This window comes from Modestobacter sp. SYSU DS0657, from assembly GCF_054050925.1.
Map to the genome: position 1 here is coordinate 23,079 of NZ_JBJHAG010000024.1, position 19,794 is coordinate 42,872.

A 19,794-nucleotide genomic window follows, 5' to 3' on the forward strand; every position below is an offset into this window, starting at 1 on the left:
GACAGTGACGGGGAGGAGCTGCCGTGGCCGCCACCCTGCACGACGTCGCCCGGCTGGCGGGGGTCTCGTTCAAGACCGTGTCCAACGTGGTCAACGACTACCCGCACGTCCGCGCGAGCACCCGGCAGCGCGTGCGGGCCGCCATCGAGGAGCTGGGGTACCAACCCAACCTCTCCGCCCGCAACCTGCGGTCCGGCCGCTCCGACGCGATCAGCCTCGCCGTGCCCGAGCTGCGCCTGCCGTACTTCGCCGAGCTGGCCGACGAGGTGATCCGCGCCGCCGAGCGGCGCGGTCTCGTCGTGCTCATCGAGCAGACCAACCGCGACCGGCAGCGGGAGGTCGACCTGCTGACCAGCAACCGCCTGCGGATGGTGGACGGGCTCCTGTTCAGCCCGCTGGGGATGGGGGAGGAGGACGCCGCCCTGCTGGAGATCGGCGTCCCGCTGGTGCTCCTCGGTGAGCGGCTGTTCCACCCGTCGGTCGACCACGTGATGATCCAGAACGTCGAGGCGGCGCGGGCCGCGACCCGGTACCTGATCGAGCGCGGTCGCCGGCGGATCGCCGTGGTGGGCTACCACCCCGGCGAGGTCGTCGGGTCCGCCGGCCTGCGCCTGCAGGGGTACCGGGAGGCGCTGGAGGAGGCCGGGATCGCCCTGGACGAGCGCCTCCTCGGCGTCGCCCAGCTGTGGCACCGGCACCAGGGTGCCGAGGCCACCCAGCAGCTGCTGGACTCCGGTGCGGACTTCGACGCCGTCTTCGCCTTCAACGACACCCTCGCCCTGGGTGCGATGCACGCGCTGCTCGCCGCGGGGCGGCGGGTGCCCGAGGACGTCGCCGTCATCGGCTTCGACAACACCGACGACGGCCAGTACTCCCAGCCGACGCTCACCACGATCGACCCGGGCCGGCGCGCCATCGCCGACCGGGCAGTCGAGACCCTCGCCCGGCGGATCGCCGACCGTGACCTCCCGGTCCAGCACGTCGCGGTCGACTGGTCCCTGGTCGAGCGAGAGTCGACCTAGGACCCGGTCGGACCGGGGCAGGCGGCCTGATCCCCCTGGCGAGAGCGCTCTCCCGCCGGAGGACTCGCGGAGCACCTGCGCGCCCCCGACACGCGCTACGTCACGAGTAGGTCCCGCGTGCTTGACAGCTCTCCCCGAAGTGAGCACGATCTCCATTCACAACGTTGTAAAAGTGCTCCACCGCACAACCCGACGCGGAGTCAGCACCCCTCGGTCGTCCTCCTCGGCGGCCGGGAAGGCCTCCTCCTCGAGACCTCGCACCGACTCCGCACCGCTGTACCGGGCCCGCCGCGGCCGGCCCGGTACAGCACCGGGGCACCCCTTCCGGCCGGTGCCCTCGCTCCACCGCACCACCCCACGACGACGACGTCAGTGGGCGTCACTTCCGAGAGGGAGCACCGTGAAGACCCGACTCCTCACCGCCGTCATCGGCGCCGGCACCGCCCTGGCCACTCTCTCCGCCTGCGGTGGCGGGGGCGGGGGCGGCACCGCCAGCGCAGACAGCGGCAACTGCAGCGTCCCGATCACCAAGACCGAGGCCCCCGTCGTCTCCGTCTGGGCCTGGTACCCCAACATGAAGACGGTCGTGGAGAACTTCAACGAGCTCCACGACGACGTCCAGGTCTGCCTGACCAACGCCGGCCAGGGCGCCGACGAGTACGCCCGCCTGCAGACCGCGGTCTCCGCGGGCACCGGCGCGCCGGACGTGGTCATGCTCGAGACCGACACCGTCCCGGTCTTCGCGCTGCAGGAGGCCCTCGTCGACCTCACCGAGTACGGCGCCGAGGAGGTGCAGGGCAACTTCGGTGAAGGCGCCTGGCGGGACGTCTCCAGCGGCGACGCCGTCTACGGCATCCCGGTCGATGGCGGCCCGATGGCGATGATGTACCGCAAGGACATCTTCGACCAGTACGGCATCACCCCGCCCACCACATGGGACGAGTACCGGGCTGCGGGCGAGCAGCTCAAGGCCGCCGGCGGGCCCCTGATGGGCGACTTCCCGGCCAACGTGCCGGCCCCGACCGTCGCGCTCATGCAGCAGAACGGTGCCGAGCCGTGGAAGTACGACTCCGCCGACCCGACCCAGCTGGAGATCGACCTCAACGGCCCGGAGAGCAAGCAGGTCCTCGACTACTGGGCCGGCCTGGTGCGCGACGGGCTCGTCGGCACCCAGGACCAGTTCACCACCGACTACATCGCCGGTGCGATCCGCGGGGACTACGCCACCTACATCTCCGCCGCCTGGGCGCCCGGCTACCTCACCGGTGCCGGGGCCGGAGAGGGCGAGGACGCCGGCACCTGGGCCGTCGCGCCGCTGCCGCAGTGGGACGCCGACAACCCGGTGTCGGTGAACTGGGGTGGCTCGGTCTTCTCGGTCACCAGCCAGTCCGAGCAGCCCGAGCTGGCGGCGAAGGTGGCGATGGAGCTCTACGCCGACGAGGCCTCGCTCACCGACGGGTGGACCAGCCAGACGATCTTCCCGCTGAACCAGTCGGTGCTCGGCTCGCCGGAGTTCATCAACAACGAGTCGGAGTTCTTCGACGGCCAGACGGCGAACCGGGACGTCTACATCCCCGCGGCCGAGGCCTACGAGGGCTCGACCTACAGCCCGTTCGGCACCACGTTCTACGCCCAGTTCACCGAGGAGATCGCCGCGATCAACGCCGGGGAGAAGACCGGCTCCGAGGCGCTCGACGACCTGCAGGCGGAGATGGAGAACTACGCGACGCAGCAGGGCTTCACGCTCAACTGAGCTGCCCCGCCGACCCGTCCGGGTCCCGGGAGCGGGTCACCCCCGCTCCCGGGACCGCCTCCACCTCCCCGCGCACGAGAGCGAGACCGCAATGGCAACGCTGGACACGGCGGCGCGACCGCAGGCCCCGGTCGCGCACCCGGCTCCCGAACGCAGTCGACGGCGACGTCGCGGGCGTTCCCAGGGCCTCATCGGGTGGGCCTTCCTGGCCCCCTTCGCAGTGGTGTTCCTGGTCTTCCTGGTGGCGCCGCTGCTCTACGCCTTCTACCTCAGCCTCTTCACCAAGGGGCTGGCCACCGGTGAACGGTTCGCCGGTCTGGACAACTACACCCGCGCCTTCACCGACCCGGCGTTCCTGAACGGCGTCTGGTTCGTCGTCCGGTTCTCCGTGGTCGTCATCCCGGTGCAGATCCTGGTCGCGCTGACCGCCGCCCTGGTGCTGGACTCCCTCACCAGCCGCTTCGCCCGCTTCTCGCGCCTGATGATCTTCGTGCCGTACGCGATCCCCGCGGTCATCGGTGCGGTGATGTGGGGCTTCCTCTACAGCCCCACCTTCGGGCCGCTGGAGCAGGTGTTCGGTGACTCCGCACCGTTCCTGCTCAGCCGGGACAACCTCTTCTACGGCTTCACCAACGTGGTGACCTGGCAGTGGGCCGGCTACTACATGATCATCATCTACGCGGCGCTGCAGGGCATCGACCCGGCGGTGTACGAGGCGGCGCGGATCGACGGCGCGAGCGCCCGGCAGATCGCGCTGCGGATCAAGATCCCGATGATCAGCTCGGCGCTGATCCTCATCCTGGTGTTCTCGCTGATCGGGACGCTGCAGTTCTTCACCGAACCCCAAGTGCTGACCCCGATCTCCAACGGGGCGATCACCACCGACATCACGCCGAACGTCTACGCGTTCAACCTGGCGTTCCGGTTCGCGCAGTTCAACTACGCCTCCGCCATCTCCTTCGCGCTGGGCATCGTCGTCTTCATCGGCGTCTACCTCTTCCTCTTCCTGACCCGCAAGCGTGGGGGGTTCCTCAAGTGAGCGTCCTGTCCCGCACCGCCGACGTCGAGGCCCCACCCGTGGGCACGGCCGGCGCCCCCCGCCGCCGTGGGCGGCGCGCCTGGGCCTCGCACGTGTTCCTCGCGTTCCTGGTCCTGTACTTCGTGCTGCCGCTGTGGTTCCTGGTCGTCGCGAGCACCAAGAGCGGGGGTGGCCTGTTCAACTCACCGAACGGTGCCCTCTGGTTCGGCGACGGCCTGCACCTGTTCGACAACCTGTCGACGCTGTTCACCTACAACGACGGCATCTACCTGCGCTGGCTGGGCAACTCGCTGCTCTACGCACTGGGCGGGGGAGTGGGGGCCACCGTCCTCGCCGTCCTGGCGGGCTACGCCTTCGCCAAGTTCGACTTCCCCGGCCGGCGGCTGACCTTCTCGCTGCTGCTGGGCGCGGTGATGGTGCCGATGACGGCGCTGGTGATCCCGACCTTCGTGATGCTGTCGGAGGTGGAGATGACCAACACCGTCTGGGCGGTCATCCTGCCGTCGATGCTGAGCCCGTTCGGCGTCTACCTGATGCGGGTCTACTGCGCCGACGCCGTCCCCGACGAGCTGCTGGACGCCGCCCGGATGGACGGCGCCGGGGAGTTCCGGGTGTTCCGGCAGGTCGCCCTGCCGCTCATGCGCCCCGCGGTCGTCACCGTGCTGCTGCTGTCGGTGGTCGGCACCTGGAACAACTACTTCCTGCCGCTGGCGGTGCTCTCGGACTCGCAGTTGTTCCCGGTCACCGTCGGCATCAACCTCTGGCAGGGGCTGGCCGGCGCCAACAACGGCGGCGGGGTGTCGCTGTACACCCTGGTCATCGTCGGCTCGCTGATCTCGATCCTGCCGCTGATCGCGGCCTTCCTGGGCCTCCAGCGGTACTGGCAGGGCGGGTTGTCCATCGGCAGCCTCAAGTAGCCCGCGGCGGGGGCCCCCCCCCCCCCCCGCCCCCCCCCCCCCGCCCCCGCCCCCCCCCCCCCCCCCCCCCCCCCCACCACTGTGCGGGGGGTGGGTGGATGAGACGGCTCCACCGGCGTCGGCGCAGCAGCACCGGCTCGACTCCGCCGGCGCCCAGCTCCTCGGTCGCCCCGTCGCAATCAGCGCAGGGTGACGACGACCTTGCCGCGCACGTGCCCGCCGGCCACCAGCTCCTGGGCCTGCGCGGTCTGCTCCAGCGGGAACGCCTTGGCGATCGACACCCGCAGCTGACCGGCGTCGGCCATCCGGCCGAGCTCCTCCAGGTCGTGCCGCTCGGGACGGACGAAGACGTACCGGCCGCCCATCTCGTTGACCGCGGGGTCGACCACGCTGGCGATCCGGGACACGTCGCGCACCTGCTTGGGGGCGTCGGTGAGCGCGTCCCCGCCGTTGAGGTCCAGGACCGCGTCGACCGGCTCGGCCAGCTGCTCGCTGATCGGGCCGGCGGAGTAGTCGAGCACCTCTGCGGCCCCGGCGTCGCGCAGGAAGCCGTGGTTGCGCGGGCTGGCGGTGCCGATCACGTGCGCACCGAGAGCCGCGGCGATCTGCACGGCGAAGAAGCCCACGCCGCCGGCGGCCCGGTGCACCAGCACCCGGTCGCCCTCGCCCACGGCCAGCGCCTCGGTGAGCGCCTGGTAGGCGGTCAGCCCGGCCAGCGGCAGCGCCCCGGCCTCGGCGAAGGAGAGCGAGGACGGCTTGTGCGCGAGGCACCGCTGCGGGGCGGGCACCAGCTCGGCCGTCGTCCCCCACTGCACCTCGTCGCGGCGCAGGTAGCCGAACACCTCGTCGCCCGGGGCGAAGTCGACGATCGCCGGGCCGACCGCCTCGACCGTTCCGGCCAGGTCCCAGCCGGGGATGATCGGGAAGTGGTGCGGGAAGAACCCGGCCAGGCCGCCGGCGCGGATGCCCATGTCGACGGGGTTGACCCCGGCGGCGTGCGTGCGGACCAGCACGGTGTCCGGCCCCACCGGCGGCTCGGGCAGGTCGTCGCGCAGCTGCAGCACGTCGACGTCCCCGAACCGGTCGTACGCGATCCCTCTCACCGACGTCCCTTCACGTAGCGCCCGAAGGCCCGCTCCATCTCCCGGCGCGAGTCGCGCTCGGCGAGGTCCTGCCGCTTGTCGTAGCTCTTCTTGCCCTTCGCCAGCGCGAGGGTGGCCTTGACCTTGCCGTCCTTGAAGTACAGGTCCAGCGGGACGAGCGTCAGCCCGCCCTCCTTGGTCTTGCCGATCAGCTTCTCGATCTCGGCGCGGTGCATGAGGATCTTCCGCTTGCGGCGCGGGGTGTGGTTGGTCCACGTGCCCTCGGTGTACTCCGGGATGTGCACGTGCTGCAGCCACACCTCGCCGTCGTCGACGGAGGCGAAGCCGTCGACGAGCGAGGCACGGCCGGCCCGCAGGCTCTTCACCTCGGTGCCGGTGAGCACCAGGCCCACCTCGTAGGTGTCGAGGATCGAGTAGTCGTGCCGCGCCTTCTTGTTCTGGGCGATCAGCTTGCGCCCCTGTTCCCGCGGCATGCCCACCAGTCTACGAAGGCCCCGCAAACGATCACGGCGCCGCTGGGCTGCCTCCCAGTTCTGCGATCTGGTGGTCACCCTTGCCGGGTAGCCACCGGATCGCAGCACTCGCTGGGCCTGTGGACAGCCCCGGCGCCGCCGGCGGGCGAACCGCCACCCTCTGCGGGTGCCCCGCCGCCCCGCACCGTCCCGCATGCGCGGCCCGAGCACGCGCGCGGCCGCGCGCGCTGCCGGCATCACCGGCTGGCAGCTCCGCCATCCGGACGTGGTGCGGCTCAGCCGGGACACCTATCTCCCGCGCAGCGACGATGCCGACCTGCGCACGCGACTGCCGGCGGTCCTGCTGACCGCGCCGCCCGGTGCTGTGATCAGCCACCACACCGCCGCACGACTGTGGCGGATCGAGATCCCCCTGGCCTCGCCCTCGCGCGTGGCCCAGCTGACGGTGCCGGCGGGGTCGAGGGCCCGGAACCGGGCCGACCGTCGCCTGCACCGCGCACCACTGCCGCCGGAGGACGTCGCCCGGTGGTGGGGCATGCCGGTGACGACACCCGCCCGCACCTGGCGTGATCTCGCAGCGGAACTGGAGCCGGCTGCCCTGCTCGCGGTGACCGACCAGCTCCTCGACGTGCTGTGCCGGCCGGCCGAGCTCCAGGCCGCGCTGCAACGGCGACCCACCGGACGGGGCGCCGCCCGCGCCCGGCGGGTACTCCCGGTCGCGGAGCCGAGGGTGGACTCGCCGATGGAGTCCGTGCTCCGGTGGCTGCTGCACGACGCCGGCCTGCCCCGGCCGGCGCTGCAGCACCAGGTGCGCGACGACGCCGGGCGCCAGATCGGTTTCGGGGACCTGGCCTGGCCTGACGAAAAGGTGCTGGTGGAGTTCGACGGCGACGTCCACCGCGAGCGTCTGGTCTTCGTCACCGACCTCAGGAGGCAGAACCGCCTCGTGCTGGAGGGCTGGGTCGTGCTGCGGTTCAGCTCGGCCGACGTCCTGGGTCACCCGCAAGAGGTCGTCACCGCCGTCCGCCGTGCCCTGCGCCGGTGAGTTCTGCGGTCTCGTGGTCACTCCGGCCAGGAAGCCACGAGACCGCAGAACTGACGGCTACAGCCGCACGTACAGCCGCAGGGTGACGTAGGCGGCGACCGCGGCCAGGCCGACGCCGGCCGCGGCGATGATCGGCGAGATCGCGGCGATCGCCGACCAGTCGACCGGCGGGATGATCCCGGCCTTGATCGGGCCGGCCAGCGTCTTGTCGACGAAGAGGATCTTCGTGAGCACCAGGCCGCCGATCGCCAGCCCCGCGCCGATGAGGCCGGCGAGCGCCGCCTCCAGGATGAACGGCAGCTGGGTGTACCAGCGCGAGGCGCCGACCAGCCGCATGATGTTGGTCTCGTTGCGCCGGTTGAACGCGGCCAGCTGGATCGTGTTCGAGATCAGCAGCAGCGCCGCGAGCGCCTGGACCACCGCCACCGCGATGGTGGCGTTGCGCGCCCCGTTGAGCAGGCTGAAGAGCCGGTCGAGGAAGTCGCCCTCGTCGCGGACGTCCTCGACACCGTTCTGCCCGACCGGGAACTGCTCGGCGATGACCTGGTAGCGCTCGGGGTTGACCAGCTCGACCCGGAAGCTCTCCGGGAGCGCGTCCTCCGGGGTGTTGGCGATCAGCGCCGGCTGCTCCTGGAACTGCTGGGTGAAGCGCTCGTAGGCCTCGGCCTTCGACTCGTAGAGGAAGCTGGCCACCTCCGGCGAGTCCTCGAGGGTGGCGGCGATCGAGTCGCGCTGCTCCTCGGTGACGTCGTCGGTGAGGTAGATCGAGACCTGCACCTTGTCGTAGTAGATCTCGCGCATGTCGCTGATCATGTTGGCGATCAGCAGGCCGGTGCCCATGAGCCCGAGCGAGATCCCCGTGGTCAGGATCATGGCCACCGTCATGGTGAGGTTCCGGCGCAGCCCGGCGGCCACCTCGGAGAGGACGAAGTTGACGCGCATCAGTTCCCTGTCGTGTCGTTCAGCTGCACGGCGGGCCCGGCGGCCCGCAGCTCAGCGGCCAACGCCGTAGACGCCACGAGACTGGTCGCGGGAGAGGACCCCGTCGTTCAGCTCGATCACGCGCCGCCGCATGGAGTCGACGATGTGGTAGTCGTGCGTGGCCATCACCACGGTGGTGCCGGTGCGGTTGATCCGCTCCAGCAGCAGCATGATGTCCTGGCTGGTCTCCGGGTCCAGGTTCCCGGTGGGCTCGTCGGCCAGCAGCACCAGCGGCCGGTTCACGAACGCGCGGGCGATGGCCACCCGCTGCTGCTCGCCACCGGAGAGCTCGTTGGGCAGCCGGTTCTCCTTGCCGTCCAGGCCGACCATCTCCAGCACCTCGGGCACGACCCGCTTGATGGTGCGCTGCGGCTTGTTGATCACCTCGAGGGCGAAGGCGACGTTCTCGGCGACCGTCTTGTTGCGCAGCAGCCGGAAGTCCTGGAAGACGCAGCCCATGGTGCGGCGGAGCTTGGGCACCTGCCACTTGCTCATGGTGCTCAGGTTCTTGTCGTTGACCTTGATGACGCCCTTGGTGGGGCTGTCCTCCTTCAGCAGCAGCCGGAGGAAGGTCGACTTGCCCGAACCCGAGGACCCGATGAGGAAGACGAACTCGCCCTTGTCGATCTGCATCGAGACGTCATCCAGAGCCGGCCGGGGGCTGGTCGGGTAGATCTTGGTGACGTGTTGCAATTCGATCACGAGGCGCCACGGTACCTGCCGCGAGGCCCGGCACGGCCCCTCCGCACGGCGTGCCCCGAAGCTGTGTGCGCGCAGAGTGACGAGCGGGCCACCGACCGCCGCTACGACGCGCACGGAGCGTCGGCGTCCAGCCCGGGTTCCCACGCGTCGTGTGGCCGTTCTCTCCCCCGCGCCGCCCCTCCCGTGCCTGGGTCAGCGGCCCGGGGCGGGAGAGTCAGGCGGCCTCGGCGTCCTGCCGCCGCCGCCAGCGGATGCCGGCCTCGATGAAGGCGTCGATGTCGCCGTCCAGCACCGACGCCGGGTTGCCGGTCTCCACCTCGGTCCGCAGGTCCTTGACCATCTGGTACGGGTGCAGCACGTAGGAGCGCATCTGGTTGCCCCAGCTGCTCCCCTCCCCCTTGAGCGCGTCCATCTCGGCGCGCTGCTCCTGCTGGCGGACGACGAGCAGCCGGGCCTGCAGCACCCGCAGCGCGGCCGCCCGGTTCTGGATCTGGGACTTCTCGTTCTGGCAGGAGACGACGATGCCGGTCGGGATGTGGGTCATCCGGACGGCGGAGTCGGTGGTGTTGACGCTCTGCCCACCGGGGCCGGAGGAGCGGAAGACGTCGACCCGGATCTCGTTCTCGGGGATGTCGACGTGGTCGGTCTGCTCGACGACGGGCAGCACCTCGACCCCGGCGAAGGAGGTCTGCCGGCGGCCCTGGTTGTCGAAGGGCGAGATGCGCACCAGCCGGTGGGTGCCCTGCTCGACCGAGAGGGTGCCGTAGGCGTAGGGCTGCTTGACCGCGAAGGTCGCCGACTTGATGCCGGCCTCCTCCGCGTAGGAGACGTCGTAGACCTCGGTCGGGTACTTGTGCCGCTCCGCCCAGCGCAGGTACATGCGCAGCAGCATCTCGGCGAAGTCGGCGGCGTCCACGCCCCCGGCCTCGGAGCGGATGGTCACCAGCGCCTCGCGGGAGTCGTACTCGCCCGACAGCAGGGTGCGCACCTCCAGCTCCTCGATGGCGGTGCGGATGCTGGTCAGCTCGCGCTCGGCCTCGGCGGTGGTGGCGGGGTCGTCCTCCTCCGCGGCCATCTCGTGCAGCACCGCGACGTCGTCCAGACGGCTGCGCAGCTCCTCGACCCGGCGCAGGTCGCCCTGCAGGTAGGAGAGCTTGGAGGTCAGGGCCTGTGCCGCCTCGACGTCGTTCCAGAGGTCCGGGGCGGCGGCCTGTTCCTCCAGTTCGGCGACCTGCTTGCGGAGGTCGTCGACGCGCAGCACGGCCTCGATCGACGCGAGGGTCGTGTTCAGTTCGTCCAGGACGACGGAGAAGTCAGCGGCCACGTCGATCGAGGGTAGTGCGCCGGGCGCACGGGTACCTGCACCCGGCATGAGCGAACCCCGCAAGGACCGGAGCCGGACGGAGTACGAGCAGGGACTGCCCGACCACCACGACCCGACCGCGGGCATCGGCGGGGCCGCCCCCGCCCGGAGCGCGCTGACGCTGCGGCTGGTGCTCGCCGCCTTCGGCCTGGTGATCTGCACGGTGTTCGGGATCCTCGCGCTGAACATCGACCAGGTGCCGGTGGTCTTCCCGATCGTGCTGTTCGTGCTGGCCGCCGTCGCGCTGGTCGACCTGGTGGTGGTGGCGCGCCGCAAGCTGCGCGGCGAGCCGGGCTGAGCCCGGCGGTCAGCCCGGCGGCAGGTGCTCGGCACCGCGGCCGGCCACCCGCCGGCGCAGCCACGCGGTGAGGTCGTCGGCGGGCATCGGGTGCCCGATGTGGAAGCCCTGGGCGTAGGTGCAGCCCAGCTCGGCGACGAGCGCGAGCTGGTCCGCGGTCTCCACGCCCTCGGCCAGGCTCTGCATCCCGCAGGCCGAGGCCAGGCCGACGACGGCGGCGATCGCCGCGGCCGACTCGCTGCGGCGCACCCGGGTGCCGGCGATCAGGCTCCGGTCGAGCTTGAGCAGCCCGGCGGGGATGGAGACCAGCTGGCTGAGCGAGGAGAAGCCGCTGCCGAAGTCGTCGATGGAGACCTCGACGCCGGCGACCCGGAGCTGGGCGAACTGCGCGGCGGCGCGCAGCGGGTCCTCGGCGACGCTGGTCTCGGTGAGCTCCAGCAGGAGCCGCTCCGGCGGCAGCCCGGCGGCGGTCAGCGCGTCGTCGACGTCGGCGACGAGCGTGCCGGTGGCGAAGTGCGCGGCGCTGATGTTGACCCCGGTGACCAGCGGCAGGCCGAGCCGGTCCCAGGCGACGGCCTGCCGGGTGGCCTCGGCCAGCACCCACTGGGTCAGCCGCACCACCACCCCGTTGTGCTCGGCGGCGGGGATGAAGTCCGCGGGCATGAGCAGCCCTCGCTCGGGGTGCTGCCAGCGGACCAGCGCCTCCACGCTCTTGACCTCACCGCTGGGCAGGTGCAGCACCGGCTGGTAGTGCAGCACCAGCTGCCCGGCGTCGATGGCCTGGCGCAGCTCGCCGGCGACCAGCACCTTCTGCCGGACCGCCGAGCGCAGCTCGGGGGTGAAGACCCGGACGCGGTCGCGGCCGCCGGCCTTGGCCGCGTACATGGCCAGGTCGGCGTCGCGGACCAGGTCGGTGGAGCGCACCTCCTCGTTGCCGGCGGTGGCGATGCCGATGCTCACGCTGAGCCCGGTGATCCGCTCCCCCGCCAGCTGGAAGGGCTCGTCGAAGGTGCGCCGGAAGCGCTCGGCGAGGGTGAGGGCGCCGTCGACGTCGCAGTCCCGGCAGAGCACGACGAACTCGTCGCCGCCGAGGCGGCCGACGGTGTCCTCCGCCCGGGTGCGCCCGGTGAGCCGGGCCGACAGCTGCCGCAGCAGGTGGTCGCCGACCTCGTGGCCGAGGGTGTCGTTGACGTCCTTGAAGCCGTCGACGTCGAGGAAGAGCACGGTGACCGGGCCGCGGTCGGGCCGGGCGAGCTCGGCGGTGATGAGCTCGTGCAGGTGGGCCCGGTTGGGCAGCTCGGTGAGGTGGTCGTGGCGGGCCTGCCAGGCGGAGTCGCGCTCGGCACGGACCCGGGAGGTGACGTCGGTGTGGGTGACCACCACCCGGCCGGCCTGATCGGCCCGGGCGGCCTGCAGGTGGTACCAGCGGACCCCCGCGGGGGTGGGCAGCGCGTAGTCGGTGGCGACGGTCTCCCGCCGGCCCTCCGACAGCGCGGTGAGCTCGGCGATCCGCCGCCGGTTCCGGGCGTCGTCGCTGAGGCCGAGGATCAGCTGGAAGTAGTTGCCCCCGACCCCGACGCGCAGGTCCTCCACGCCGAGCACGTCGGCGACGTCGGTCCAGCCGGAGTTGGCCAGCAGGATCGTCCCGTCGGTGTCGATGAGGACCGTGGGCGAGGGCAGGGCGTCGAGCACGCCGGCGAGCAGGCCGGCCTCCAGCTGGCCGTCGTGGCGGCGTTCGTGCACGTCGGCGGGGAGGAGCGAGACCCTGGTCGCTGGGGGCACGTACACCTCCGGGCTGTGGGTCGTCGGGCGCCGCGGATCCGGTCCCGGTGTCACCGAGACCATCGGCGCCACCGTTCCGAGCATGAAGCACGTCGTGCCGACACGCCCGCAAAGAGTGACCGACGACGCGCCCGGGCGGTGCCGCCGCGTGTACCCGGACGCTGCCACCGGGTAGGGATCACGGCATGAGTGGATCGACGACGATCGAGCTCGGTGGCGAGGAGTACCTGGTGCACCGCGACGGCGACGTGCTCCGGCTGGGCCGCCAGGTGGGTGGGGACACCGTCTGGCTGGACGACCTCGAGGTCAGCCGGCTGCCCGGGCCGGCGCGGGAGGCGCTGGACCGGGGCGAGCACACCGACCAGACGCTGCAGACGGCGCTGCTGGGCGTCGTGCGGGCGGAGGTCGATCGCGGCGGCTGAGCCCGGCGGTGGATTGCGGCTTCCTTGCGGATCGCTGGAGGCGCCCGTGCGGTCGGCCTCGCAGGGTCGGGACATGGACCTCGCCACCGCCCGCGCCCTGCTCGCCGAGCTCGAACTGCACGAGGTCGAGGACCTCGACGACGAGTGGTTCGAGGCCGAGCTGGCCGAGCTGCTGCCCACCGCTTGAGCCACCTCCCCACGCACCGCACCGAGGACCGCCGGCGTTCCTCGCACTGGAGGCACCACGATGACCGTGTTCTACCGCTGCGACCAGTGCGGGGCCCAGTCTCCCGCAGAGTCCGCCGTGGGGTGGGTGGAGGTGCGCGCGCTGGGGGGTCACCCGCTGCTGACCGAGCCCGAGCCCACCCAGCTGTGCCGGCTGTGCTGGGCGCACGCCACCGCCGGACCGCCGCGGACGTGCCCGGACCCGGAGGCACCGCAGCTCAGCGAGCACAGCCAGAACCGCGACCTCGGCCAGTGACCGGTCGGGAGTGCCCGCGCGGGTGACCCAGTGCGGTGCCCCAGTGCGGTGCCCCAGTGCGGTGACCCAGTGCGGTGCCCCAGTGCGGTGCCCCAGTGCGGGTGGCTCAGTGCGGGTGGCTCAGTGCGGGTAGCCGTCCCCGCCGGCGAGCGCCGTCAGCGCGACCATCGCCGCGAACACCAGCACGGCCGCGACCAGCACGCCCGCGACGAGCACCCAGCCGCGGTCCTCCAACCCCGGCTCCTCCATGGGGGGCTGCTCGGCCGGCGGCGCCGCGGGCTCCTCGACGAGGACCGGACGCTGCTCGAGTTCGACGCTCATGACCACTCCCTGTGCGAGGTGGGCGCCGTGCGGCGCCCACCTCCCATGCTCGGGACGGCGCGGCCGCCGGGGCAGGGCCGAGGGTCCCGGTCCCCGGGCCGGAGGACCCTGCCTGCCGGTGCGAGGGGGCGCCGTCCCGGGGCCTGACGGCGCCCCTTCGCACGTCCGCACGGGGGGTCAGGTCGCCCGGGCGAGCGTCTCGGCCGGCCCGGTGCGCAGCGCCAGCCGGGTCGGCACCTCGATGGCGGCCAGCGCGACCACGACGACGACGGCGGCGGTCGCCGGCAGCAGCCACCACGGGCCGGCCGGCCAGGGGTGGCCGAGGAAGCCGACGCCGAGCAGCGCCAGCGGGACGGCCGACAGCAGCACGCCCGCCGCGACGGCGGCGAACGCGACCAGCCCGGCCTCCCGACGCATCATCGCCCGCACCTGCGCGGGCGTGGTGCCGGTCAGCCGGAGCGCGGCGAGCTCGTCGCGGCGCTGGGCGGTGGCGGCGACCAGCGCGTTGGCGATGCCCAGCAGCACGTAGCCCAGCAGCACCCCGAGGACGGCCACGTTCAGCCACACCTCCGGCGGCACGCCCTGCTCGGTGCCGGCTGCCGCGTCGTCCAGCACGACGCCGGGGCGGTCGCCGGCCAGCGCCGCGAGCCGGTCGGCGGTCGCCGCGCTGCCGTCGGTGCGCGCCAGCACCTGGTCGGCCAGGTCGGTGGTGCGGTGCCCGGCGGCCAGGTCGGCCGAGAGCGCCACCCCGCCGAACCCGAGGTCGCGGTCGTAGACGGCGACCACCCGGGGCTCGACCTCGGTGCCGTCGCCCAGGGTCAACGGCAGCTCCTCCCCCACCTCGGCCACGCCGCGGGCGACGGCGACGGTCGCGCCGGACAGGTCGGCCAGGTCGCCGTCCCGCACGCCGAGGTCGAGCACCCCCGCGGCGTCCGGGGTGAGCACGAGCGCCTGCTCGGCCTCGACGGTCACGTCACCGAGCAGGCGGGTGCCCAGCAGCACGGTGGTGGCGCTGACCGGGGCGGCGGCCTGCACCCCGGGCGTGGCCGCCACCGCGGCGGCGACGTCGCCCGGCACCCCGCCCAGGCCCGGCGCGGCGACGGCGGTGTCGGCGAGCGTGCCGGCCTCGGCGTCCTGCTCGGCGGCACCGCTCACCGTGGTCTGGGAGAAGGCGTAGGTCAGCGTGAAGACCACCGCCATGGCCAGCGTGGTGATCGCCCCGGCCGAGCGGAGCGCGTAGCCGTGCAGGTTCGCCACCGCCAGCCAGCTGGGTGCCGACGTGCCGGCGGGCAGCACCCGGACGACCCGGCCGGTGACCGCGCGCAGCAGCGCCGGCCCGGCCATCGCCAGCCCGATGGCGGCGACGAGGCCGGCCAGCGAGGTGCCGGCCGCGCCGAGCACCGAGCGGTCCAGCAGCGGGGACACCGCCAGCGGGACGGCGGCGGCGAGCAGCGCCAGCCCGGCGACGGTGCGGGTGCGCGAGGGCGTCCTCGGCCCGGTGCGCGACTCGCCCAGCGCGGTGGTCACCGGCTCCCGGGAGACCCGCCAGGCGGCCGAGCGGGCGGCGACCTGGACGACGGCCAGCACCAGCAGCACAGCGGCCAGCGCGGGCAACGGGGAGACGGTCAGCGGCAGCTCGGCGGGCAGCATGCCCAGGTGCACCAGCAGCCGGCGGAGCTGGCCGGCCAGCAGGTACCCGAGCGCCAGGCCGGGGACGGCGGCGGCGACGCCGACCAGGGACGCCTGCGTGGCGACCAGCCGGCGCACCTGCCGGGGCGTGGTGCCGACGGCGCGCAGCAGGGCGAGCTCGCGGCGCTGGCCGGCGATGCCGACGCTCAGCGCCCCGGCGACGATGAACCCGACCACCAGCAGCGGCACCCCGGCCAGCGAGCCGGCGAGCACGACCAGCAGCGAGCGGCCGGCGGCGGCCTCGGGCAGCACCAGCTCGCCGCGGGCGTCGCCGGTGGCCACCTCGAAGCCCTGCGGCTCCACCAGCCGGCGGGCGGCCGCGGCGACGTCGTCGGCGGTGCCGGGCTCGACCCGCAGGCCGATCAGGTCGACCGTGCCGGCCCGCGGGCCGTCGTCGCGCAGCATCGCGGCGGCGTCGTCCGGGAGCAGCACCCCGGCGCCGGCCGGGGAGACGACGGCGGTGACCCGGACGTCGACCGGGCGACCCCCGCCGACCACGACCTGGGCCGGGTCGCCGGGGGTGAGCCCGGCCGCGGCGGCGAGGTCGGCGCCCAGCGCGACCTCCCCGGGCCCGTCGGGGGCCGCGCCGGTGACGTCTGCGCCGGGCAGCAGGTCGACCGAGGACCAGCCGTGCCCGCCCTGCGCCGGGTCGGGGGCGTCGACGACGGCGCCGTCCCCGGTCAGCAGGGCGGCCGGGAAGCCGACGTCGGTGGCGACGCCGGTGACCCCGGGCAGGTCGCCGAGCCGGCCGGCCAGGTCGGCGGGCAGCGGTGCGCGCTCGGGCAGCGCGATCGGCAGGTCCTCCGGCACCGCGACGGTCTGGTCGGCGGCGACCAGGACGTCGGCTCCGGCGAGCCGGCCGGCGGGCAACTCCGAGCGCAGCCCGGACTCCATCAGCACGCCGGTTCCGGTGACGATCGCGGCGCCGCCGAGCACCGCGCAGAAGACCGCGACGAGCGCGGCCAGCCGGCGGCGGGCCATCGCGGTGGCCAGGCCCAGCACGGCTCAGCCCTCCCCGAGCGCGACCAGGCGCGCGGCCAGGGCCGCGGCGGTCGGCCAGTCCAGGGTGTCGACGATCCGGCCGTCGGCCATGACGACGGTGCGGTCGGCCTCGGCGGCGGCCGCCGGGTCGTGGGTGACCATCACGACGGTCTGCTGCAGCTCGTCGACCAGCTCACGCAGCAGCCCGAGGACACCGGCGGCACTGGTCCGGTCGAGGGCACCGGTGGGCTCGTCGGCGAAGACGACGGCGGGCCGGGCGACCAGGGCCCGGGCGATCGCGGCCCGCTGCTGCTGCCCGCCGGAGAGCTCGGCCGGCCGGCGGTCCAGGTGCCCGCCCAGCCCGACGCGGTCCAGCAGGTACTGCACCCACCCGGGGTCCGGCGGGGCACCGGCCAGCCGCAGCGGGAGGGTGACGTTGTCGGCGACGGTGAGCGCCGGCAGCAGGTTGTAGGACTGGAAGACGAAGCCGATCCGGTCCCGGCGCAGCTCGGTGCGCCGGGTCTCGTCGAGCCGGCTGATCTCCTCGCCGGCCAGCAGCACCTCGCCGCCGGTGGGGGTGTCCAGCCCGGCGGCGCAGTGCAGCAGCGTGCTCTTGCCCGAGCCGGAGGGGCCCATGACGGCGAGGAAGGTGCCGCGCCGCACGCTGAGGGAGACGTCGTCCAGCGCGCGGACGCCGTTGGGGTGGACCTTGCTCACCGAGCGGAGCACCACGGCCGGCTCCGGCGCGTCCGCGCGCCGGTCACCGGGGGCGGTCAGCGGGGCGCTCATCGCCGGCGGAAGTGGTCGACGACGAGTGCGGCGACGCAGGCCGCGGTGACCAGGCCGAAGGCGATGTTGAGCGCCAGCGGCAGCACGCCGAGCGAGGCCAGGCTGTTGCCGGCGACGCTGAGCGCGAGCACCACCCACAGCAGGGTGCGCCCGGGGTGGGCGCCGGTGCGGCGGGCCGGCGGGGCCTGCGGTGAGCCGTCGATGCGGTAGGGGTCGGGCACGGGGTCCTCCTGGGGGGTGAGGTGTCCCCTCGAGGTTCGTCCGGCAGGTGCTCGCTCTCGATCCCCTGACCTGGCCTCTTGCAGGTACAGCAGGCTGTACTCCTGGGTGGGTTCGCGTGACGTGGGGTCACCGGCGGACCTAGCGTCTGGGCCGTGCCGCACCCGTCGCCGTCCGCCCGCACCCGCCGGGGTGGTAGCCGGTCGGTGCTCGAGGCGCTGGAGCAGCTGGGCGGTGGCTTCGGGACGGCGCTGCTGGCCTTCTGCCTGCTGCTGTGGGTGCTGGTGGTGGCCGCGCTCTCGCTGGTCGGGGTCGGGCTGCTGCTCGTCCCGGGTGCCGTGCGGGCGGTGCGCCGGCTGGCCGACCAGGAGCGGACCCGGCTGGGCCGGTGGGGCCCGGACGTGCTCGGCCCCGGGCCGGCGCCGACGTCCTGGCGGGAGGCGCTGGGTGACCTGGCCGTCGCCCGGGAGCTGGTCTGGGTGGCCCTGCACGGCACCGCCGGGGTGGTCTACGGCCTGATCGGGGTGGCGCTGCCGATCTACGCCGTCCGGGACCTGACCTTCCCGCTGTGGCGGCCGCTGCTCAGCGGTGAGCTGGCCGAGAGCTCTCCCTGGTGGTGGCAGGTCGACAGCACCGCCGACGCGCTGGCGGTCAGCCTGCTCGGGCTGGGCTGGGCGGCGCTGACGGTCGGCGTGACGCCGCTGATGGCCCGCTTCCAGCGCCGGGTGGTGAGCCGGCTGCTCGGCCCGCCCCCGGGCACCGACCTGACCCTGCGGGTGGCCGAGCTGACCGCCACCCGGGCCGCGGCGCTGGACGCGCACCTGGCCGAGCTGCGGCGGATCGAGCGGTCGCTGCACGACGGCACGCAGAACCGGCTGGTCGCGGTCACCGTGCTGCTCGGCGCGGCGCGGCGGTCGCTGGACCGGGACCCGCCCGCGGCCGAGGAGCTGCTGGAGCGGGCGCAGGACGCCGCGGAGCAGGCGCTGGCCGAGCTGCGGTCGGTGGCGCGGGGCATCCTGCCGCCGGTGCTGGTCGACCGCGGGCTGGCCGGGGCGCTGAGCGGGCTGGCGGCGTCCAGCCCGGTGCCGTGCACGATCGACGTCGACGTGCCGGGGCGCTGCGCGGCGTCGGTGGAGGCGACCGCGTGGTTCGTGGTGGCCGAGGCGCTGACCAACGTGGCCCGGCACAGCGGTGCGTCGTCCGCGCGGGTGACGGTGCGCCGGCACGGGGACCGGCTGGCGCTCGCGGTCACCGACGACGGGCACGGCGGCGCGGTGGAAGGTGCGGGCTCGGGGCTGGCCGGGATGCGCCGGCGGGTGGAGGCGCACGACGGGGTGTTCACGCTGACCAGCCCGCCGGGCGGGCCGACGACGCTGGAGGTGGAGCTGCCGTGCGGATCGTGATCGCCGAGGACGACGCGCTGCTGCGGGAGGGGCTGGCGCTGCTGCTCCGCGCGGAGTCCCTGGACGTGGTGGCCACCGCGGGTGAGCCGGACGGGTTCCTGGCCGCGGTCGACGCGCACCGGCCGGACGTGGCGATCGTCGACGTCCGGATGCCGCCGACGCACACCGACGAGGGGGTGCGGGCCGCGGTCGAGGCGCGGCGCCGGCAGCCGGAGCTGGCGGTGCTGGTGCTGTCGGCGTACGTGGAGCAGGCGTTCGCCACCGAGCTGCTGGCCGGCGGGGCGCGGCGGCTGGGTTACCTGCTGAAGGAGCGGGTGGGTCGGGTGGAGGAGTTCCTCGGCGCGCTGCACCGGGTGGCCGACGGCGGGACGGCGATCGACCCGGAGGTGGTCGCGCAGCTGCTCACCCGGTCCCGGCCGGACGCCGGGCTGGACCGGCTGAGCGCGCGCGAGCGGGAGGTGCTGGCGCTGATGGCCGAGGGGCTGGGGAACGCGGCGATCGCGGCCCGGCTGGTGGTCACCGACGGGGCGGTGCACAAGCACATCCGCAGCATCTTCGCCAAGCTCGACCTGCCGCCCACCGACGCCACCGACCGACGGGTCAGCGCGGTGCTGCGCTACCTGGACGCCGTCCGGCGCTGAGCGTCAGCCGCCGAACGAGGCCGTGCCGCCGGCCAGCGCGGTGAGCGCGATCATCAGCCCGAACGCGGCGAGGATGGCGACCACGGCGGTGACCGGCACCAGCCAGCTGTGCTCCTGGAACAGCCCTCGCGCGTTGGGCGCGTTCTTGTCACCGCCGCCCGCGTCCGACGTGTCGGTCGCGGCGTCCTGGGCGGTGATGAGGCGCTCGACGCTGGTCCGGCGTTCGGGGTCGTTCTGGTTGACCAGCGGCTGACCGTTGCGGGTGGAGACGCGGTGGGATCGGGTCATGGGGACCTCCTGGGAGGCGGTGGCGGGGCACGGCGCGGCTCGGGCTGCCGACGGTCCTACCCCGACCGGCATCCGCTGACCC

At 73.7% G+C, this 19,794-nt stretch carries 21 protein-coding genes; 10 read left to right on the top strand and 11 right to left on the bottom strand.

Annotated elements, in window-relative coordinates; all coding sequences use genetic code 11:
* Nucleotides 1-23 precede the first annotated feature (23 nt).
* The 4 genes from ACI79A_RS14955 (at nucleotide 24) to ACI79A_RS14970 (ending at nucleotide 4,731) form a co-directional block, all read left to right on the top strand.
* Nucleotides 24-1,022 (top strand): LacI family DNA-binding transcriptional regulator, encoded by a 999-nt coding sequence (locus ACI79A_RS14955; RefSeq protein ID WP_457084473.1) that lies wholly within the window; start codon nucleotides 24-26, stop codon nucleotides 1,020-1,022.
* Nucleotides 1,023-1,422: 400 nt separating this feature from the next.
* Nucleotides 1,423-2,775, top strand: coding sequence for an ABC transporter substrate-binding protein (locus tag ACI79A_RS14960; RefSeq protein ID WP_457084475.1), 1,353 nt, complete (start codon nucleotides 1,423-1,425; stop codon nucleotides 2,773-2,775).
* Nucleotides 2,776-2,998: 223 nt separating this feature from the next.
* Nucleotides 2,999-3,814: a carbohydrate ABC transporter permease gene (locus ACI79A_RS14965; protein ID WP_457084477.1), complete on the top strand. Its 816-nt coding sequence runs from the start codon at nucleotides 2,999-3,001 to the stop codon at nucleotides 3,812-3,814.
* Complete coding sequence (locus ACI79A_RS14970) at nucleotides 3,811-4,731, top strand: carbohydrate ABC transporter permease (RefSeq protein ID WP_457084479.1); 921 nt, start codon at nucleotides 3,811-3,813, stop codon at nucleotides 4,729-4,731. Before ACI79A_RS14965 ends, ACI79A_RS14970 begins: the two co-directional genes overlap by 4 nt.
* Nucleotides 4,732-4,910: 179 nt before the next feature.
* On the opposite strand, the gene ACI79A_RS14975 is transcribed toward ACI79A_RS14970, so the two are convergent.
* Nucleotides 4,911-5,834, bottom strand: a complete 924-nt coding sequence (locus ACI79A_RS14975; protein ID WP_457084481.1) for an NADP-dependent oxidoreductase — start codon at nucleotides 5,832-5,834, stop codon at nucleotides 4,911-4,913.
* Nucleotides 5,831-6,307, bottom strand: a complete 477-nt coding sequence (gene smpB, locus ACI79A_RS14980; protein WP_457066169.1) for an SsrA-binding protein SmpB — start codon at nucleotides 6,305-6,307, stop codon at nucleotides 5,831-5,833. The genes ACI79A_RS14975 and smpB overlap by 4 nt, the downstream gene beginning before the upstream one ends.
* 193 nt (nucleotides 6,308-6,500) lie before the next feature.
* Here smpB and ACI79A_RS14985 point away from each other — a divergent pair, with 193 nt between their 5' ends.
* Nucleotides 6,501-7,352, top strand: a complete 852-nt coding sequence (locus ACI79A_RS14985; RefSeq protein ID WP_457084483.1) for a DUF559 domain-containing protein — start codon at nucleotides 6,501-6,503, stop codon at nucleotides 7,350-7,352.
* Nucleotides 7,353-7,409: 57 nt separating this feature from the next.
* Here ACI79A_RS14985 and ftsX read toward each other — a convergent pair whose 3' ends face one another.
* The 3 genes from ftsX to prfB all read right to left on the bottom strand — a co-directional run bounded on the left by ftsX (nucleotide 7,410) and on the right by prfB (nucleotide 10,359).
* Complete coding sequence (gene ftsX / locus ACI79A_RS14990) at nucleotides 7,410-8,294, bottom strand: permease-like cell division protein FtsX (protein WP_457084485.1); 885 nt, start codon at nucleotides 8,292-8,294, stop codon at nucleotides 7,410-7,412.
* A gap of 51 nt (nucleotides 8,295-8,345) precedes the next feature.
* Nucleotides 8,346-9,035 (bottom strand): cell division ATP-binding protein FtsE, encoded by a 690-nt coding sequence (gene ftsE, locus ACI79A_RS14995; protein ID WP_457084487.1) that lies wholly within the window; start codon nucleotides 9,033-9,035, stop codon nucleotides 8,346-8,348.
* 214 nt (nucleotides 9,036-9,249) lie between these two features.
* Nucleotides 9,250-10,359: a peptide chain release factor 2 gene (prfB, locus tag ACI79A_RS15000; protein WP_457084489.1), complete on the bottom strand. Its 1,110-nt coding sequence runs from the start codon at nucleotides 10,357-10,359 to the stop codon at nucleotides 9,250-9,252.
* A 46-nt stretch (nucleotides 10,360-10,405) separates the two neighbouring features.
* Between prfB and ACI79A_RS15005 the strand changes: the two genes are divergently transcribed.
* On the top strand, nucleotides 10,406-10,696 hold the full coding sequence (locus ACI79A_RS15005; protein ID WP_457084491.1) for a DUF6343 family protein: 291 nt from the start codon (nucleotides 10,406-10,408) through the stop codon (nucleotides 10,694-10,696).
* 9 nt (nucleotides 10,697-10,705) lie between these two features.
* Here ACI79A_RS15005 and ACI79A_RS15010 read toward each other — a convergent pair whose 3' ends face one another.
* The gene (locus ACI79A_RS15010) at nucleotides 10,706-12,478 is read right to left on the bottom strand and encodes a putative bifunctional diguanylate cyclase/phosphodiesterase (protein WP_457084493.1); all 1,773 of its coding nucleotides are present in this window, start codon (nucleotides 12,476-12,478) and stop codon (nucleotides 10,706-10,708) included.
* Between the two features lie 185 nt (nucleotides 12,479-12,663).
* Here ACI79A_RS15010 and ACI79A_RS15015 point away from each other — a divergent pair, with 185 nt between their 5' ends.
* The gene (locus ACI79A_RS15015; protein ID WP_457084495.1) at nucleotides 12,664-12,900 is read left to right on the top strand and encodes a hypothetical protein; all 237 of its coding nucleotides are present in this window, start codon (nucleotides 12,664-12,666) and stop codon (nucleotides 12,898-12,900) included.
* Between the two features lie 247 nt (nucleotides 12,901-13,147).
* Nucleotides 13,148-13,381, top strand: coding sequence for a hypothetical protein (locus ACI79A_RS15020; protein ID WP_457084497.1), 234 nt, complete (start codon nucleotides 13,148-13,150; stop codon nucleotides 13,379-13,381).
* 120 nt (nucleotides 13,382-13,501) lie between these two features.
* On the opposite strand, the gene ACI79A_RS15025 is transcribed toward ACI79A_RS15020, so the two are convergent.
* The 4 genes from ACI79A_RS15025 to ACI79A_RS15040 form a co-directional block, all read right to left on the bottom strand.
* Nucleotides 13,502-13,702, bottom strand: coding sequence for a hypothetical protein (locus tag ACI79A_RS15025; protein WP_457084499.1), 201 nt, complete (start codon nucleotides 13,700-13,702; stop codon nucleotides 13,502-13,504).
* Nucleotides 13,703-13,879: 177 nt separating this feature from the next.
* Nucleotides 13,880-16,393: an ABC transporter permease gene (locus ACI79A_RS15030; RefSeq protein WP_457084501.1), complete on the bottom strand. Its 2,514-nt coding sequence runs from the start codon at nucleotides 16,391-16,393 to the stop codon at nucleotides 13,880-13,882.
* Between the two features lie 3 nt (nucleotides 16,394-16,396).
* Complete coding sequence (locus ACI79A_RS15035) at nucleotides 16,397-17,161, bottom strand: ABC transporter ATP-binding protein (RefSeq protein ID WP_457084503.1); 765 nt, start codon at nucleotides 17,159-17,161, stop codon at nucleotides 16,397-16,399.
* Nucleotides 17,158-17,382, bottom strand: coding sequence for a hypothetical protein (locus ACI79A_RS15040; RefSeq protein WP_457084505.1), 225 nt, complete (start codon nucleotides 17,380-17,382; stop codon nucleotides 17,158-17,160). Before ACI79A_RS15040 ends, ACI79A_RS15035 begins: the two co-directional genes overlap by 4 nt.
* 153 nt (nucleotides 17,383-17,535) lie before the next feature.
* On the opposite strand from ACI79A_RS15040, the gene ACI79A_RS15045 reads away from it, so the two are divergent.
* Nucleotides 17,536-18,783 (top strand): sensor histidine kinase, encoded by a 1,248-nt coding sequence (locus ACI79A_RS15045; protein ID WP_457084509.1) that lies wholly within the window; start codon nucleotides 17,536-17,538, stop codon nucleotides 18,781-18,783.
* Nucleotides 18,771-19,424 carry a response regulator gene (locus ACI79A_RS15050; protein WP_457084511.1) on the top strand — a complete coding sequence of 218 codons (654 nt, stop codon included), beginning with the start codon at nucleotides 18,771-18,773 and terminating at the stop codon, nucleotides 19,422-19,424. Before ACI79A_RS15045 ends, ACI79A_RS15050 begins: the two co-directional genes overlap by 13 nt.
* 3 nt (nucleotides 19,425-19,427) lie before the next feature.
* On the opposite strand, the gene ACI79A_RS15055 is transcribed toward ACI79A_RS15050, so the two are convergent.
* Nucleotides 19,428-19,712 (bottom strand): hypothetical protein, encoded by a 285-nt coding sequence (locus tag ACI79A_RS15055; protein WP_457084513.1) that lies wholly within the window; start codon nucleotides 19,710-19,712, stop codon nucleotides 19,428-19,430.
* Nucleotides 19,713-19,794 lie beyond the last annotated feature (82 nt).

Coding starts and splice junctions, on each gene's coding strand:
- ftsX (WP_457084485.1), bottom strand. CDS start 8,294: ATGCGCGTCAACTTCGTCCTCTCCGAGGTGGCCGCCGGGCTGCGCCGG.
- smpB (WP_457066169.1), bottom strand. CDS start 6,307: ATGCCGCGGGAACAGGGGCGCAAGCTGATCGCCCAGAACAAGAAGGCG.
- ACI79A_RS15005 (WP_457084491.1), top strand. CDS start 10,406: ATGAGCGAACCCCGCAAGGACCGGAGCCGGACGGAGTACGAGCAGGGA.
- ACI79A_RS15025 (WP_457084499.1), bottom strand. CDS start 13,702: ATGAGCGTCGAACTCGAGCAGCGTCCGGTCCTCGTCGAGGAGCCCGCG.
- ACI79A_RS14985 (WP_457084483.1), top strand. CDS start 6,501: ATGCGCGGCCCGAGCACGCGCGCGGCCGCGCGCGCTGCCGGCATCACC.
- ACI79A_RS15055 (WP_457084513.1), bottom strand. CDS start 19,712: ATGACCCGATCCCACCGCGTCTCCACCCGCAACGGTCAGCCGCTGGTC.
- ACI79A_RS15015 (WP_457084495.1), top strand. CDS start 12,664: ATGAGTGGATCGACGACGATCGAGCTCGGTGGCGAGGAGTACCTGGTG.
- ACI79A_RS15020 (WP_457084497.1), top strand. CDS start 13,148: ATGACCGTGTTCTACCGCTGCGACCAGTGCGGGGCCCAGTCTCCCGCA.
- ACI79A_RS15035 (WP_457084503.1), bottom strand. CDS start 17,161: ATGAGCGCCCCGCTGACCGCCCCCGGTGACCGGCGCGCGGACGCGCCG.